Consider the following 15,923-nt stretch of genomic DNA (forward strand, 5'->3'; position numbering starts at 1 on the left):
TGGAAGTAAGCACGACCAGCCATGCGGACGTCGATCACCTTCGGGCGAGCGCCGCCCTGTTTTTCAGCGCGATGAGGAGCGGACGGCTCTCCAGCCACGAGCGCGCGGTGTCTCCTTCCCGGAGACCGAGGGCTTCCGGTGTGACGGAGAACGCGGCTAGGACCTCCGCCAGGAGATCGTCAGCCTGTCTGAGGATGAACGAGCGGACGTTGGCACAGTACTTCGGGTCCATCTCCGCGATGCGGAGCCGCCGGTCCGAGGCGTCCTGCCACTCCTCGTCCTGATTGATCAGCGTCGACCAGTGAGCTTCGTAGGTCCAGCTCTGCCGCCGCTCGGGCGGGAAGCCCCGGGCCGCCTCCCGGACTTCGAAGACCAGGTCACGGGCGGTTTCGACGTTCTTTCGGTGCGCCCCCGGATGCGCCAAGTTGAGCCGCTGGTAGATCGCTAGGGCCTGCTCGGCCGCCTGCTGCGGGCCCGTGAGATCGCACCGGCCGTCCACGCCCGCCCGGACATAGACGACGAACGCGCCCGCGAGTTCCTCCTCGTGCCGTCCAGGATCGGCGGCTGCAAGCTTCGTAAAGATCGCGGTTGCCTCCTGCGCGACGGCGAACGCGTCGCGGGGCCGGTCGAGGTTCCATAGGTAGATGGCGAGCCGCTCCGCGATCCGTGCCAGATCGGTCTCGTAAGCCTCGGGGATGGCCTCAGCCAGCTTCCGGGAGATTTCCAGCGCCTCATCGAGCGCCTCGATCGACTGCTCCTTGCAGCGCGCCCCCCAACGGCTCTCCGCTAGTACGGCCAGGCTCCAGGCGAGGTTCGATTCGTCGGCCGCGAGCGATCGTGCGAAATCGGATTCCGCCGTGGCTGGACCTGCTGCGAGCCGCTCGCGGAGGAGCCCGACTGCTTTCTCCGCTCCGCGGAGACTCTTGGCCGGCTGGAGTACGCGCTGATAGAAGCCAGCGAGGCTGGTAATCGCCATGGCGAAGCCGGAGGAGTACGCGGTGGGGTCCTTTTGCGCCAGGCGAGCGAAAATTCGGACAGCCTGCTCGGCATCGGCGAGCGCGTCTGCGGTCAAGACCACTCTTGATTCGCTCATCGCCCGGTTGCTGAGCGACAAGGCGAGGCCGACCTCGTAGTCGGCAGGGGCCGCAGCCGCCAGGCCCCGAAAGAGTTCCGTGGCCTCCTTCGCCGCGGCACGGCTGCGCAGGCCTTGCTCGGCGCGGTCGGCGTACTCACTGAGATAGACCAGCGCGATGGCCAGTGAGGAGTCATCGTCGGCCGAGCGGGCGCACTCCACGGCGCGCTCGGCCGCGTCGGTGGCCTCCCTCTCCCGTCCAGCGCGCGACAGCCGGAACGCGAGTTCCTGGTATTGGCCGGACCGGACGGCCGGATCGCGGTCAGCTCCGACCCGCGAAGGCGTCAGGCGTTCGATGAGCGTGGCGGCACCGACGTCCACGTTGACATCCCCGTGTCTGGGCAGCTCGGCCGCGACCCGCTCCAGCACTCCATCGTCAATGTCAAGCTCGGCAAGAAGGCTAAGCACGGGGCTGCCGGCGGCTACCGCCAAGGACGGGTCGGCCTGGATGAGGTGCTCCACGAACGGGGCGACGTGCGGCCACCGGTTCGATGCCCCGGCGGAGGCGAGGAAGACCAGGGACCGGACGGGCACCCGGCCGTGCGGAGAACGGGAGCCGAGCTTTCGTACGGTCTTGGGTGCCCAGGATGCGGCCGGACTGCCGCTAATGGAGTGCCCTGGCAGGCTCAGCGCGAGGAAGTCCTCGGCGAGCCGGTCGGGGTAGAGCGGTTCGAGGACGTCGCCGGGGCTCTGCGGCGGGTAGCAGACGCCGTGGTCGGCGAGCACGCTCGCTGGTGCTTCGAGCCCGATCCGGTCGAGGGCGGCGATGCCGTCTTCGTGGTTGACGGCGCCGGTCAGGGCGGCGGCAAAGACCGCTTGTCCCATGATGCCCGGTGGCGTCTGGTGGTTCACTCCTTCCAGGCGGTTCTCCCAGAGGCTCGTCCAGTGGATGCGCTCGCGGCCCAGCAGATAGCTGGTGATCCCGTCCATCTCGCGCGGCGACCGGACGCCCCGCGCGTGCGTGTCGACCGCGACGAGCGCCGCCATGTGCAGCGCGAGGACGAGCCCGAACTCGGGCATCTCCAGGCCGTCCGGCGGAGCGATGCCCGAGCACTCGATCCCATAAACAGCTGCGAAGCAGTCCCGCGCCGTGCCGAACATGGCCTTCCGCTCTCCGACGGTCGCCGGCGCGGTCAGTTCAAGGTCCCGGGTGCCCGCCAAGTGGCCTTCCAACACTGCCCGGACTGCGGGCCAGGGGACGGCCGAACGGGCCAGCAGCACAAGCCGCGTGGGGCGCGGCCCGTGCAGGAGGGCGTTGCTGAACAGCCAGGTCAGATGGGACAACGGCCGTCGGTCGGCGTAGTCGACGATGAGCAGGACGCCCTTCGCGCTATCGGCGCGCAGATCCTGGGTGCCCTGCGGACGCATGATCCCGTCGTGGACCGCAGTGATGACCTTCCATCCCGCCGTGGCGCTCTCGGCCGCGAACTCGGCGGCCAGCCGCGTCTTGCCCTGACCGCCGGGTCCGTGCAGCCAGACCGCCGACAGCCTCGGGCCACTTTCGCGCCAGTCCGTGAGTTCGGCCCGCTCCGCAGTCCGTCCCCGATAGTCGACAACCTGGAACTGGGCGTTCAGCATGCGACTCGGCTGCTCAAGCAGCCAGGACCGGTCGGGCTCCGCTGGCGGACAGTGGGCGGCGAGGAGGTAGACCGGACCCCTATCCGGAAAGACATGGAGATCGGCCCCGACGACGCCGTACCCAAACCCGCTCTCGACTATGACAGTCTGGCGATCGGCTCCCATCACCCCTCGGTTCCGCCCTCACCGCTCTCTTCACGAGCGGCAGGAACCGGCGCCTCATGGATGATCACATTGCCACCGAGCGAGGCGAAGACGCGTCCGTTGTCCCGCGCGATGTTGGTCTGGACCCGCGACCCGCCCTGCACGCCGAGCCGCTCGACCAGCGCACCGAGCTCGTCGGCGGCTTCGGGGCGCTCGTCGAGCAGCCGCTCGAACTCCAAGGCCCAGAGCTCGGCGAGGCTCTGCCGCGCGCGCTCCACGTCTGCCGACTGCGCCATCAAGGCGGCGTTCCCGTCCAGCTGTGCCTCGATCGCAGCCAGTTCCTCTTCACCGCGGTGCCGGAAGAGCCGCACGACCCCTTCTCGGACAGCCGTCCACGACTCGGTGGCCATGGCTCCCACGACCGCGCTCCCACCGGCGACCACGAGCTCCTGCAACATGCCGCTCCCTCCGTTGCTACAGGAACAGACGTACCGGACCTCGCCGCGGTTTTCTCCCCATTCGAACGGATGGGTGGAAGTAGACGCCGGACCTCGTCCAAGTCCTACGGCTCTACCTCCCCGTCAGCCAGCCTGGGTGCCTTGGGGGCGTTGGATCATCTCTCAGCCATGACCGCCTTCCTTCCGGGGATTCCCTGGAGGGAGCACTCGTTCTTCGACGATCAGGAGACGAGAGGACGGCGTTCCCATGTTCTGCGCGTCCTGCAGGGGATTCGGACCTGCGCAGCGGCTTTCCGCTAGAGCCCTCCTGCGAGGCCGGCTTGCTTGACCAGCCGTCCCCAACGTTCACTGCGCCCGAACTGGCTGGCTATCGCCTTTCCTGGCGGAAGGTTCCCTTCGGGTGTGCGGTTGGCCGTAGCCCATTGCCATGCCTGCTGCTGGATTCTCGGATCTCCCCGGCCGCCTCTTCTCGGCAGCGAATGCCGTATCAGGGCTCCATCAACTGCACGGCGACGGGATCCGTCTGAAGAACCTATGAGGTTGAAGACGCCGTCCGTGTGAGATTTCTCTGGGTTGTCTGGCGAGCATGGCGGTCTGGTAAGAGGTTCATATGACGGTGCCATCGTCGGGCCTGCAGACGTATGAGATTCCTCAGAGTCCGCATGAGCCACCTCCGACGTCGTCTGAGGCACGTATGAGCCGATGCTCTCGGCTTTGGTTTCCCGCGTGCTGGTGTGCCTAATCTGCCTCATCAGCAGTTCATAGGAGCCGATGAGAGCGCAGCTTGGCCATCCGGCGATCAGCCGGCCGATGGCCGAGGGCTCGGCGACGGCGACGTTGGCGGCCAGGCTGGCGGCACTGCCGATGATGAGCAGCGTCCAGGGAAGCAGGCCACTGTGCCTGCCGTGGCGGGAGTCCAACAGCAGCGTCATCGATGAAACGGCGATCATTCCATCGACCGAGATCGGGAACAGCGTAGCGGTCCACGAGGTTTCTCCGTACCGCCTGACCAGTAGATACATGTGTTTGTACGACACAATCGCCGCAATGACTGCCAGCACGATCACACTGAGTGTCGTCATCCACCTGATCGCCCGATCCGTACTACCGGACTGTGCTTCCGCCATGGCCGATCAGTCCTCCGCCTTCTCGACCAGTGAAGAAACATCGAGCGGAATGGAGCCCAAAGGTATACTGATGGTGGGAAATTGGTTCGACTCCAGCCTCGGACACATAATTTGTACATGTTCCGGTATTTCAGGACATGGCGAGGCGCCCTTTGGTGCCGCTTCCGCTGCGGTACCAATCTGTTCGATCTACCTCGGACGTCGCTGAAGCGGCGCCCTGGGATGGGTGTTCGTCAGCGCGTATGATCGAGGGCGATCTTCACCTCCTGCGGAGTGTCTGGTCACAGGGTGCGACTCTGGCGGTCATACGTCAGGGTGATCTCTTGGGCTCGCAGATGGTTGACGACCTCAGCGGTGCTTGGTGCGGGCTCCGGCTCGAACAGGCGAACCCAGAGGGATTTCAGGTGTCGCAGGACACTGTCCTCGCGGATGTAGAGGTTCTTAGGCCGGTCCGGATCCGTCTTGGCCGCACTGGTGTGGCCGTGGCGGCATCGGTACGCGGCCCGGTTATTCGCCCAGCACGATTCCATCCGCCGCCCGCAGACTCCGCAGCGCAGCAGGCCGGCCAGTAGGTATGACCGATTCGGATCGGGGCTACCGCGTGGAGCGTGGATGTGTTGAACCGCGATGAAGTCGGCCTCGCTGACCAACCCCGGATGCGCGGGCCGGGCGGAGATGGCCCAGCCATCGGGCAGGTTCCGCCGCTGCACCTGCCGATGCCCAAGCCCGGTGTTCGCCGGATCGATCAAGTCACGGGCTGTGGGCTATCGGTTCCACACTTGCCGGCCGGTGTAGCGAGGGTTAGCCAGAATCGACCGTACGGTGGCCAGCGTCCATCCCCGCCCGGACCGGTGCGCGTTGCGCTCCGGATCGGCCGCCGACGGGCACGGGATGTTCGCGGCCACCGTACTGTTCGGCTTCGCGCTCTTCTACTTCCTCGTCGGCAACGAGACCGAGAACGGCGACGACTGAGCCATGGTCTGGACCGGACGTTCACCCCGTGTGTCATGCGGGTGAGGGCTCAATAGGCGCCTTCGTAACGCAACAGTTCTATGGGCCGACATCGCCGACGTTCTTGACCAAGCGTCCCCATCGAGGACTGTGTCAAAGCGCCTCGCGAAGACCGTCCCTGCGGGCAACCGGCCATCCTCTGAACGAACGCCCACCCCCATCGAAACGCGAGCTCGCGCAGGTGACCAAAGCTGATGACCGCCACAATAGCCGCCACCAGCGCGAAGCTCACCACGGTCGTCCGCCCCCTCGGACGCATCATGACAAGCTCCCGAGAGGGGATCGCCTTAAACTCGGGAGACCTTTTCGCAGACGATCCTAGAATCAGGAGTGACTCTCCGAGGGTTCCAGCGTTCACAGCGAGGGTTTGATGTCATCAGCCCGTACTTTGAATCCCGGAGCCGAGCTCCGGCACCTGCGCAAGCCTCACGTATTGAGCCAGTCCAAGCTCACGGAGAGGATCAACCTCAGCCATAGCTACGTGTGCGGGGTGGAGCAGGACACCAAACCCCTGACGACCGCGATGGCTGCGGCCTATGACCGAAAACTGGGCAGCGACCTCGGCCCGCTGGTGGAAAAAACGACCAGACCATACGGCGAAGCGGGACCGGCTGCCACCGGTCACGGCGACTTCGCGGAGCGGGCCGGCGATCTCGGGCAGGTCGTCGGTGTCCTCTCAGCGGATGACGAGAGGAGCCCCCGCATCATGAGGCTCTGCTCCGTGACCGACGTGTGCGGCACCGGAAAAAAACGTTGGCCGTACGCGCGGGCGCATATCGTCGAGGCCGACTTTCCCGACGGTTGCACCTTCATCGACCTGCACGGGTTCGACGGGCGCACCGCGGTGGACCCGGTCGACGCGCTCTACCGGCTGCTGATCCGGCTCGGCGTACGGCACGGCGACATCCCGCGCAGGTCGGGGCCGCTCCGCGCTGTACCGGGGGCAGCTCGAAGGCAAGAGGTTCCTGCTCATTCTCGACAACGCTCGAGCAGGTCAACCCGCTCATCCCCTCGTCCGTCGGCTGCTCGACGCTCATCACGAGCCGGGACGCGCTCGCGGCCGCGCTCGATTTGGATCACTGCGCTCGACCTCTATGGAGTCCTTCATGACACGAATGCCGGGCAGCATGTTCGCCGGAATCTCGCGTCGCTTCCGCCCCGAGCGCCGGTATGACGTCTTCTTCTGTTACTCATGGAAGGACAAGAGGGAGGCCGACGCCATGGTCGCGGCGCTCCGCGCGCACCGCGTGAACGGCCGGGCTCTGCGCGTCTTCCAGGACGACAAGGAGATGAAGGACTACGACCTGATCACCCCCGCGGTCAACGCCGCCCTGGCCAGGTCCCGCTGCCTCGTGGTGCTCTACTCCGAGAACCTTCCAGCCAGCGCGTACTGCCGCTTCGAGCTCAGGTACGCCCTGTCCGCCGCCCACTGCCTCGACGGCACCCCGCAGCGCGTCATGGCGATCCTACGGAACGTGGCCTACGAGGACGTACGGCCGGGAAGCCTCGGCGCCCTCCGGCTGCCGGACCCGCGTACCGCGACCCGCGACCACCTCGTGGCCTCGATCGGGGCGCGCGTCGCCCGTACGGACCGGCGGGTCCTCGGCGACGCGGGCGAAGCGCCCCCGCCCAGGTGGTTCCCGGGCCCGCTGGCCGGGACCCGGTCGTTCCACGGGCGCGACCTCGAGGTGTGGGATGTCTACGACGCGCTGCACGAGCACCAGGACCCCTCCTTCGGCGGCGTATCGGTCGCCCGGATCGTTGGTCTCGGCGGCCAGGGAAAGACCGCGCTGGCCGAGCAGTACGCGCGGGCGTTCGCCGCCGACTACCCGGGCGGGGTCTTCGTCCTGCGCGGTTTCGGCAGCCATCTCGCCGACCGCGCCGAACCCCACCACGTGCGCCTCCGCCACGCGGACCTGCTGGCCGACTTCGCACGGCGGCTCAGGCTCGACGTGCGCCACCTCGACCGGGCAGCGACCGCGCAGGCCCTCAGCGACCATCTTGAGGAGACCGCACAGCCCTATCTCTGGATCATCGACGACCTGCCCTCAGGGATCGACCGGGACACCTTCACGAGCCTGCTGGCCCCCACCCGGGACGGCCACACATTGATCACGACGCGTCACCGACCGGACGGGTACGGCGACGTCTGGGGATCCGAGGTCGTGCTGGAGGGGCTCGACACGGGCTCCGCGCTGGGCCTGCTCACCAGCCGCCGACCCGCCGCCGACCGGACCGAACGCGCCATCGCCCTGGAGCTGACCGCCCGGCTAGGCTGCCATCCGCTCGCGCTCGCGGTCGCCGCCGGCCTGCTCGCCCGCCCCGACCAGGACGGGTTCGCCGGACTGGCCGCAGCCGTCGACGCCGCCGGGCCCGACGTCCTGGAACTCGGCGAACGGCTGTGGGGCGACCTCCCGACCGGGCACCGGGCCGGCATCGCGGCCACGATGCTGCGCAGCGTCGACCACCTGGGACGGGCCGGCCGGGACCTGCTCCGGGTCGCGAGCACGCTGGCGTCCGCGCCGGTCCCGCGCTCGCTGGCCGAGGGGATCCTCGCGTACGGCGACGGGACGGATCCGGCGGCCAGCAAGCGGAAGGCCGCCGAGGGATTCCGGGAGGCGTCCGCCCTGTCGTTGATTGACGATCTGCGCGTCGGAGACCAGGATCACTGGATCGTGCACACCATGGTCATCCGCACGATGCGGCACGCGGATCCCGACGACCCGGCCTGGGACCGGCTGCGGATCGGCGCGGTGGAAGAACTCACCGCCGCGCTCGACCGTACCCCCGGCGGATTCACCACGCCCGCACTCTCTGGCTTCCTCCCGCACGTCCACGAGGTGGCGAGCGCGCTGGCGACCGAGGACGAGTGGCATCTGGTCAACGAGGCGGGACGAGTCCACGTCGAGCTGAGTGACGTCAGGTCCGCGCTCGTCTGGTACCGGCGCCTATACGAAGCGTGCGGCGACGTCCTCGGCGCCGGGCATGAGACGACCCTGACCGTGCTCGCCGGCCTCGGCACCGCGTACGGCCTTATGGGCGACCACGAAACGGCCCTCGATCACAAGACACGCGCGTACGAGGGCCTCGCCGCCATGCTTGGCACGGACGACCCCGAGGTCCTGACTGCGTACAACAACGTCGCGGTAACCCACCACGATCGAGGCGACCACGAAGCGGCCCGTGCCATCTACGCGCGGGTCTACAGGACCCGCCGCCGGGTACTGGGATCGCAGCACACCGACACTCTGAGCGCGCTGTCCAATTACGCGATCGCGGTCGGCGCGGGCGGGCGTCACGAGCTGGCGCTACGTCTGAAGAGGGGACTTCTGCGGAGCTGTACGGCCGCGCTCGGAGCCGAGCACCCCATGACGCTCGACACGCTGAACAATCTCGCGGCGAGCGTTTTCGCTCTGGGCGACCGATCCGAGGCGCACCGCCTGCTCGTCGATGTCCATGAGGCGCGTCGCCGGATCCTCGGGGCCGACCACGCGGACACGCTGACTGCAGGGGAGAACGCGGCCGTCACCGCCGCTACGCGGGCCGAGGCCGTACTCGTCCTCGAAGACGTGTACCGACGCCGGCTGAACGTCCTAGGTCCCGAGCATCCCGAAACGGTCCGCGTGCTACGTACCGTCCTGACATGGATGCTGCCCAGGGAGAAGGTTGCGGCGGCACGCGAACGGTCTGGCGCCGACGACCCCGAGAGCCCGGCGGAGCCCGCGGTGCTCCTGGCGATAGAGGCGTATGACGAGGCCGTCGAACGGTACGGCCCTGACGATCCACGAACGATGGTCGCCGGCTGCCACCTGGCCCACGGCCTCGCGCTTGAAGGGGCTCGTACGGAAGCGGCGGAGATGATCGTCGAACTTGAGAGCGGGCTGCGGGAGGACCTCGGTGGCCGCGACGGGGCGACGGTGGCCGCGGGAGTCCTGCGCGCCTGGATCGAGGAGACGGACTGACCCTCTCCCGCAGGTAGGAAACGAGGAACATCTTCCCCGGCCTAGGACATCGGTGAGATCGTGACAACCAATGATCCGTCGGGTCGTCAGGGAGCGTGCGACATGCCGCGGAACACTTTCCCGCTGGAGAACGAGGAGATTTCACCGGAAGAGACCGGCGCCAGCGTACGACAACATATGCCCCGGTCATGTCCGGCGTAGCGGACGTCTTTCTGTCTCTTGGGGGCTGCGACCGTACGGTCGTCCGCCGCCTGGTCCGGGTCCTGCGCGAGCTCGACGTGACCGTGTTCGTCGACGAAGATTCGATCGGTTTCTTCGAGGGCATCATCTCCGGAATCGAGAACGCGTTCGTCCGTGCCGGTTGATAGTTGTTTATTATTCCGCAGGTTATCCGAGCCGCCCGGCCTGCCAGTTCGAGCTGACGCCGGCATTCCTCGCTGACCAGCGGGAGCGCGACCGAACCGCCAGCTGATTTCATCAACCCGGGGCGGGAGATCGGCCACATCCAGCCAGCCAAACTGCTCGATGCCCGGTTCGCGGCTGCCCCGGCTGAACCTCGATCGACTCGGGAGTTCGCGCTGCGCATCCGCGACCGCGCCAACGGGATTCAGGGCCGCCTCTGCGGCGTGATTTGACCGGCCGGCGCTGGTACCCAGGATAGGTCGAGGGTGCGCCCGGCTTTGCCGACGGTGCCGGGAGCAGTGGGCGCTGCACGGCGCCCTGATCGCGGTCGACCTGCCGCTGACCTAAGAGCCATACATGGCCCGGTGCCGGTCCTGGCTGGGCTGCCCCGCGTATAGCCAGCACCAACGGGATTCCTGGCATTACGAAGACTCCGGGCGAGGAGATCTCCTCGCACTGGGTGCCGTGATCAGGCATCGACTCCGCAAGCCATTAAGCACGACCGGGTTTTTCGGATTTCGCAAGCTCGATTCGTTCATCTAGCGCGGATTGCACTGCATCTCGCTCCACGCCATACCGGGCGATTACCGCCACCTCCGACAGCCCGCAAGAATGGCCTGGCGCCAAGAGATGCGTGACCAACGCATCCACGATGTGCTCCGCAGTGGTCGCGGGGTCACCGCACCCAGAACCGGAGCCCAGCAAAGGCAGAACAAGCGAACGGAGTGCCTCACCACGCGCGTTCAGTTGATCGACAATGTCCAGGGCGTTGCGAACGCATGCACGGATGTCCTGAACCTGTCGGTATCCAACACCCGGCATACCCTCAACCGCAGCTACCACGAGGACCCGTTTGACGTTGTTACGTCTGGACAGGCCAAAAGGCCTGGTGACAAGTACACGACCCGGTTCAACGGCGCCGAACTCCGGCACCTGTTTCCTTAGCTCGTCGGCAATTTGGTCGCATATGACGGCCCCATCCTGGTCCCGCAAAGCCGCCCGGAATCGGATCGCACTGGAAATGGAGGCATCATTGAAACGTGAGAGTTCTAGCGCAGTGTTTTCGGATGCAAGCCAAACATCATATGCCTTGAGCGTCTCAATCGACCCCGTCACCAGGCAGAACCGGGTCGAGATCTGATAACGCGCAGACCAAGCGCTCTTAGAGTACGGCAACACTAGCCGGTCAGCAGCCCACCTGAGCGCTTCCAGTTCAGCGACCAACGACGCGGTTTGCGCCTCTTGCCGGTCGACGCGCGCGGCGATGCGCGAGGATCGTACGCCGTACCACCAAACGAATACAAAAGCAGCAAAGGCGCCTGTAAACTTGAAACCAAAGAGCTGTCCCCCGGTGGCACTTTCGGGGAACAACGAGAAAATGAGTAACACCGGAAATAGCGCAAAAAGCAACCATTCTACTAACCATCGTGCGGCCTGCCCTCCACCCCGCCAGGAGGGGGTAAGGTATCTGAGGGTTAATCCACAAATTAGAGCCATTGAAGCGCTGCAAAAGATCAGCACCTGAGTGCTCAATTATTACGCTCATTAGTAGCCGACAACGAGCCCTTTTCGACTCGGCCTCTATTTTCGTAGGCCGAGATGAGGCCGATACGCCGCGCATGGCGCTCTCCAGAGAAGCCTGTCTCCCTCCAGCAGTCGACTATTTCGACAGCGAGCTCCGGAGCAACAACTCTGGCGCCGATAGCCAGGACATTTGCGTCATTGTCCCGACGTGCGAGTTTGGCAAAGTAAGGACTATTACAGAGAGCCGCGCGGATGCCACAAACTTTGTTGGCAGCAATCATCTCACCTTGACCACTCCCACCAAGAACGATTCCCCAGTCCGCCTCTTCGCGAGCGACAAGTTCGGCGACCGCGAAGCAGAACGGCGGATAGTCGACGGACTCCCGTGAGGTGGTACCGACATCGATAATCTCTGTGTTAACCTCACCATTTAGATGCTCGAACAGGTATGTTTTTAGGTCTATACCGGCATGGTCGGAACCGATAGCAATTCTCACGACTCGTCCCCTCTCGGCGACGTTGCGGCGATAGCAGCGAATACCGTATTTGCGTCAGGAATTTCAAATATCCGGCTCACGGCAAACGCCCAACCCCAAAGGAAGTAACGCCACCCGTCCTCCACCTCGAGATGCCGGTCGGACGCCTGGTCATTGGCGATCTGAAAGAAGTTCGGCTCTCCCTGCATCACGAAGCGATAGTTGAAGTCCCAGACCACAGAATGCAGAGGGAGGATTACACTCGGCGTCACAGGAGAACCTGGCCGGTCCTTCCCGAGTCCAGTCGCATTGACTATCAACGATCCTTCAGGAAGCGACGAAACGAGGGCATCAGACACTCGTCCACAGGCTTCGACCTGAACCGGCACTGGGTTGTCCCATCCGATGACCTTGTCGCGCAGCACGGCGACCCGTTCCTCGTCGATGTCCAGCACTCTGATCTGGCGACAGCCAAGACTCGGGTCCGCCGAAAGGGTGTGCGCAAGAGCGGTCCCGGCCCCCCCAGCCCCAAGGATCAGCGCGATGCCGTCGGCCGCGAATCTTTCACGCTCACTTAGCAGCGCTGAACTCACTTCGCGGGTCGAAAAGAAATCGTTGGCGTCGGCCCCGATGGCTCCGTCGCTGTCCCTGAAGAGGACCCCAACCTCCTTGAGACGGCGCGCCGCCGGCATCCATGTCTTGATTTCGTGCCCACACGCCTCGTACATCGCGACTTTATGGCTGGTAACAAGTGCACCACTTACGTGCCGGTCTCCGGCCACCCGGTCCACGACCGCCCGGTACTCATTAGGTGATGCGTCGAGCGGGAGGTCGACCCCAACGAGTGATGCCGCGAGGCCCAGTTTCGTCGTCCAGGTTGGGAACAGCGATAGCGCGGCCGAGCCACCCGTGGAAACACCGACGAAGAGCATCGTGGCGTTGGAGATCGGATTATCTTCCACCGTCCATGCCTTCTCGTCGATAGTCGTCCCAGAGTCGTTCGATGTCGTAAGTCTGATCATAGACGCCGAATGCAACCTCCAGCAGTCGCACACGGTCCATCGATGCCTTTGTTCGATGCCAGATCCCTCTTGGGATGAGGATATAGTCACCTTTCTCAAGAATAAGGGATGCGATTCTTGGATCGTACTGATCCGCATCCCTATTCAAGTCCTCAGAGCAGATTTCTAGACCGATATTGTCATCAAGTGCGACGAAAAGTTCGTCCCTGCAAAGGTGCCGCTGAAAGCTGAGCTTGCCATGGGCCTCGATCGTGAGCAGCCGTACCGATGCGGTCTCCTGATCGGCCAGGATCTCGATCGCTCCCCAGGGCCGCTTGTCGATCTTCACCATCCTTCGCTCCGACTCGAGAAGACCGACAAACTCCCTGTTGAAGGCAGATGTCGTCTGGGTAACACCCCAAGGGAAAAAGATCTCGTATCGATCGGTAATGGTTTCGTGAATCGTGCGGACGTGCTCGGTGAGTTCCTCTTCTCTTTCCACCAGTTGTTGCGAGATCACGAGTACACCTGTGCGCACATCAGCCTTCGGATACCACTCACGTGCACGCTCACGAGCGAGCGCGAGTGTGTTGCCAGAGAAGGTGATCGAGTCGAGGATGAGAATACGGCGCATGGTTTTATCCGGATGCGACAGCGTGTCAGGAGTATCGCTCTTTACGCGACGGTTGAACGTTCGCGAGTTCTCTTCACCCTCCACGACTATTTCGGCAATTTCTATGTGGTCGTCCTCAAGTCCCGATTGCATGTGCCTCTTGAGCTCAGGACCACCGGGAGCAGATGGATCATTTATAAAAAAAACAAGATCGGGCTCGAACTCAAGGACCTTGTGGGTAAAGTTCTGAACCAGCCGCGTAATGGTTGTATAGTTGATATATCCAAGCCCCTTGCGCTCTTTATCGAGAATCGCCTGCTGTACCTTTGCGCGTTGTTTTTGCGCTGCCGGATCGTTAAGTTCCTTAAGCTGCACAGCGAGACTGAGCTGAGTGAAGAAGCCATCGAAGTCACCGATGTTAACTGTGACGCCCGGATTGAGCACGTGCGCACGCTCACCCTCGACGACTCGGACACCGGCCCGATCGATGACCCGTTCCGTCTCGGCGCCGGACTCATATCGGACGTGGAACAGGTGACCAGCGTTTCCCTGCGCGGAGCCGGGCCGGGTCAGCAGCGTACCTAGGAGGTCCACGTCTTGGGCTGACTGCCCGACCATGATGGTGAAGCCGTCGAGCAGACGATGGAGCGCCGACAAGATGCCGGGATCGAAGGCACCGGTCTCGGAGGGCGTCATGAGGAAAAGTCGTGTTGCCACATCGCCGTGCAATTTGATGATCACAGGTCCGCGGGTGTTGGTGTCGAGGACACGGGCGATGAGCTCGTCCGACACTTCGCCTCTGACCAGGACTTTGATGCGCTCGGCCGGCATCAAGCGGTAGAAAGCTGTCTCCAGCAGTGAGTCCCAGTTGGTCGTCAGTACGACGCGGATTAGACCCTGCTTGGCGAGCTCGGCCAGATGCATGTAGCCCGTCGAAGGCCGCTTACCAACGAGATACGGCTCCAGCAGATGATAACGATTGCTGCCTACCGCACTTTCGGTCCCAAAGTAGTCAACCAGGCACTCGATCGGACCTTCGAATGGGGCCAGGTCGAGATCCTGGTCCTCGCAGATCCTCCTTGCGAGGGCGGGCCATGACGGCACCCCACTGTTGATCGAAGCGCCCGCGCCGAGGATGACCGTGGCTCCAAGACCACTGCTCTTCTTGGCCGAGATGAGCTCGCCCGCGATCGTTCGTATCGTGGTCTTTGACGGTTGTGCCATTGATGGACTCCGTAGTTCTGCGCCGCGACTGAGACCGCCGCAGCGCACGAGGTGGGGGGCAGGAGCCGTCCGCTAGAGCGAGGTCAGGTGTCACCCGCCGAGTCACTGAGCGCGTCCTCTATGGCGAACAGGATCCGGGCGCTTTCCAGGCCGTCCCGTATCGATGTACCGATCAACGACTCACCTTGCAGATGCCGGCAGAAGTCCTCTACCTCCGCCCCGTACAGGTTCACTGGGGAGAAGGTCTCTTCCAGACGTCCGTCGTTGCTGTGGATTTCCAGCGTGCGCGCACTCCGCTCACCGAACATCGCGGGCACCTTAACGGCCCCCTCAGCAAAGTTGATCACCAGGTCGTTGGCGTCAGTACTGCCTGCTTGAGACGCCATGATGGTCACGATCGAGTGGTCGTAGCCAAGGTGTGCGCTCACGGTGTCGAGCCGCTCGACCTCCCGCCGCCGTGCGCCGAGAGCACTGATACGGCCAGGCACTCCGAAGAGACACAGGGCGAGGTCCAAGGCGTGTACGCCGGCGTCGAACATCGCGTTCGACCCACCTCGTCGCGGATCGAGTTTCCAGGTCGCGCTTGGAGCCTCGTGGTTCAGCCAGAAGGACCACTGCAGGGCAGCGGATGAAACCGGTCCAAGCTGTTCCTCTTTAAGGATCTCCTGCAGCTTTCCCACCACTGGTTGGTGCCGTAGGTGATGAGCGACCATTACCGGCTTGACGCTGTCCCTCAGGAGAGCGGTCATCTCACCGAGGTCATCACGGTTCGCCACAAGCGGTTTTTCGCAGACTATCGGCTTCTCGAGAGACAACGCGAAGCGAACCTGCTCGGTGTGTAGGAACGGCGGCGACGCGACGTAAACGATGTCGTAGTCGTCCTTCCAGAGAGCGAACTCCTGGAGATCAGTTGTCACCCGGACCTGCGGGGCGAGTCGACTGATCTCCGTGAGCTTTGTGGTGTCCCTGCCCTGGGCGACTGTCACCCGGCAGATCGGAGAGTCGAGCAGTGCTGGGATGGTCCTCTTCTTACCCGTCCCAGTCGCGGAGAGCATTCCGATCCTGAACACAAGATTCCCTTCGCAAACTCGTCATTGATCGTCGATCCGCACACCGCCACGTCAGCCACCGCGCACAGGGGCTGTCTGGGGCGTAAACAAGATGGGATCACAAGAATCCCGCCGCAGTGGAGAAGCGGATGGCTCCATGCCTCAGTCCCAAGTGTCGCGTTGTTCCCTCCCGCACACAAGAATTTCACTGCTCGGCCCATG

14 protein-coding genes are annotated in these 15,923 nt (G+C 64.2%); 4 read left to right on the forward strand and 10 right to left on the reverse strand.

What is annotated here, in order from left to right; all coding sequences use genetic code 11:
• Positions 1–34: 34 nt before the first annotated feature.
• From FB559_RS12630 to FB559_RS46675, 5 genes are all read right to left on the reverse strand, one after another.
• Positions 35–2,710 (reverse strand): P-loop NTPase family protein, encoded by a 2,676-nt coding sequence (locus FB559_RS12630; protein WP_141955784.1) that lies wholly within the window; start codon positions 2,708–2,710, stop codon positions 35–37.
• A gap of 164 nt (positions 2,711–2,874) precedes the next feature.
• The gene (locus FB559_RS12635; RefSeq protein WP_141955785.1) at positions 2,875–3,312 is read right to left on the reverse strand and encodes a hypothetical protein; all 438 of its coding nucleotides are present in this window, start codon (positions 3,310–3,312) and stop codon (positions 2,875–2,877) included.
• A 296-nt stretch (positions 3,313–3,608) separates the two neighbouring features.
• Complete coding sequence (locus FB559_RS12640; RefSeq protein ID WP_342780929.1) at positions 3,609–4,439, reverse strand: DUF2637 domain-containing protein; 831 nt, start codon at positions 4,437–4,439, stop codon at positions 3,609–3,611.
• 281 nt (positions 4,440–4,720) lie between these two features.
• Positions 4,721–5,188, reverse strand: a complete 468-nt coding sequence (locus tag FB559_RS12645; protein ID WP_221639996.1) for a recombinase zinc ribbon domain-containing protein — start codon at positions 5,186–5,188, stop codon at positions 4,721–4,723.
• A 15-nt stretch (positions 5,189–5,203) separates the two neighbouring features.
• Complete coding sequence (locus FB559_RS46675; protein ID WP_425455112.1) at positions 5,204–5,269, reverse strand: recombinase family protein; 66 nt, start codon at positions 5,267–5,269, stop codon at positions 5,204–5,206.
• On the opposite strand from FB559_RS46675, the gene FB559_RS45485 reads away from it, so the two are divergent.
• The 4 genes from FB559_RS45485 to FB559_RS43805 all read left to right on the forward strand — a co-directional run bounded on the left by FB559_RS45485 (position 5,262) and on the right by FB559_RS43805 (position 9,777).
• Positions 5,262–5,411, forward strand: a complete 150-nt coding sequence (locus FB559_RS45485) for a hypothetical protein (RefSeq protein WP_246121549.1) — start codon at positions 5,262–5,264, stop codon at positions 5,409–5,411. The genes FB559_RS46675 and FB559_RS45485 overlap by 8 nt on opposite strands.
• Before the next feature lie 472 nt (positions 5,412–5,883).
• A complete protein-coding gene (locus FB559_RS12650; RefSeq protein ID WP_141955787.1) occupies positions 5,884–6,624 on the forward strand; it encodes a hypothetical protein in 741 nt (246 codons plus the stop codon).
• Positions 6,557–9,412 (forward strand): tetratricopeptide repeat protein, encoded by a 2,856-nt coding sequence (locus FB559_RS12655; protein WP_185792164.1) that lies wholly within the window; start codon positions 6,557–6,559, stop codon positions 9,410–9,412. The genes FB559_RS12650 and FB559_RS12655 overlap by 68 nt, the downstream gene beginning before the upstream one ends.
• A gap of 188 nt (positions 9,413–9,600) precedes the next feature.
• A complete protein-coding gene (locus FB559_RS43805) occupies positions 9,601–9,777 on the forward strand; it encodes a hypothetical protein (RefSeq protein WP_185792165.1) in 177 nt (58 codons plus the stop codon).
• A gap of 529 nt (positions 9,778–10,306) precedes the next feature.
• Here FB559_RS43805 and FB559_RS12660 read toward each other — a convergent pair.
• From FB559_RS12660 to FB559_RS12680, 5 genes are all read right to left on the reverse strand, one after another.
• Entirely contained in the window at positions 10,307–11,347 is a 1,041-nt protein-coding gene (locus FB559_RS12660; RefSeq protein ID WP_141955789.1) for a macro domain-containing protein, read from the reverse strand.
• Positions 11,344–11,835 (reverse strand): ribose 5-phosphate isomerase B, encoded by a 492-nt coding sequence (rpiB, locus tag FB559_RS12665; protein ID WP_141955790.1) that lies wholly within the window; start codon positions 11,833–11,835, stop codon positions 11,344–11,346. Before rpiB ends, FB559_RS12660 begins: the two co-directional genes overlap by 4 nt.
• Complete coding sequence (locus FB559_RS12670) at positions 11,832–12,776, reverse strand: shikimate dehydrogenase (RefSeq protein ID WP_185792166.1); 945 nt, start codon at positions 12,774–12,776, stop codon at positions 11,832–11,834. Before FB559_RS12670 ends, rpiB begins: the two co-directional genes overlap by 4 nt.
• Positions 12,766–14,652: an SIR2 family protein gene (locus tag FB559_RS12675; RefSeq protein ID WP_141955792.1), complete on the reverse strand. Its 1,887-nt coding sequence runs from the start codon at positions 14,650–14,652 to the stop codon at positions 12,766–12,768. Before FB559_RS12675 ends, FB559_RS12670 begins: the two co-directional genes overlap by 11 nt.
• A gap of 83 nt (positions 14,653–14,735) precedes the next feature.
• Positions 14,736–15,722 carry a Gfo/Idh/MocA family protein gene (locus FB559_RS12680; RefSeq protein ID WP_141955793.1) on the reverse strand — a complete coding sequence of 329 codons (987 nt, stop codon included), beginning with the start codon at positions 15,720–15,722 and terminating at the stop codon, positions 14,736–14,738.
• Between the last annotated feature and the right edge of the window lie 201 nt (positions 15,723–15,923).

Origin of the sequence: Actinoallomurus bryophytorum (assembly GCF_006716425.1) — a bacterium.
In the GTDB taxonomy this organism is placed as follows: Bacteria; Actinomycetota; Actinomycetes; order Streptosporangiales; family Streptosporangiaceae; genus Actinoallomurus; species Actinoallomurus bryophytorum.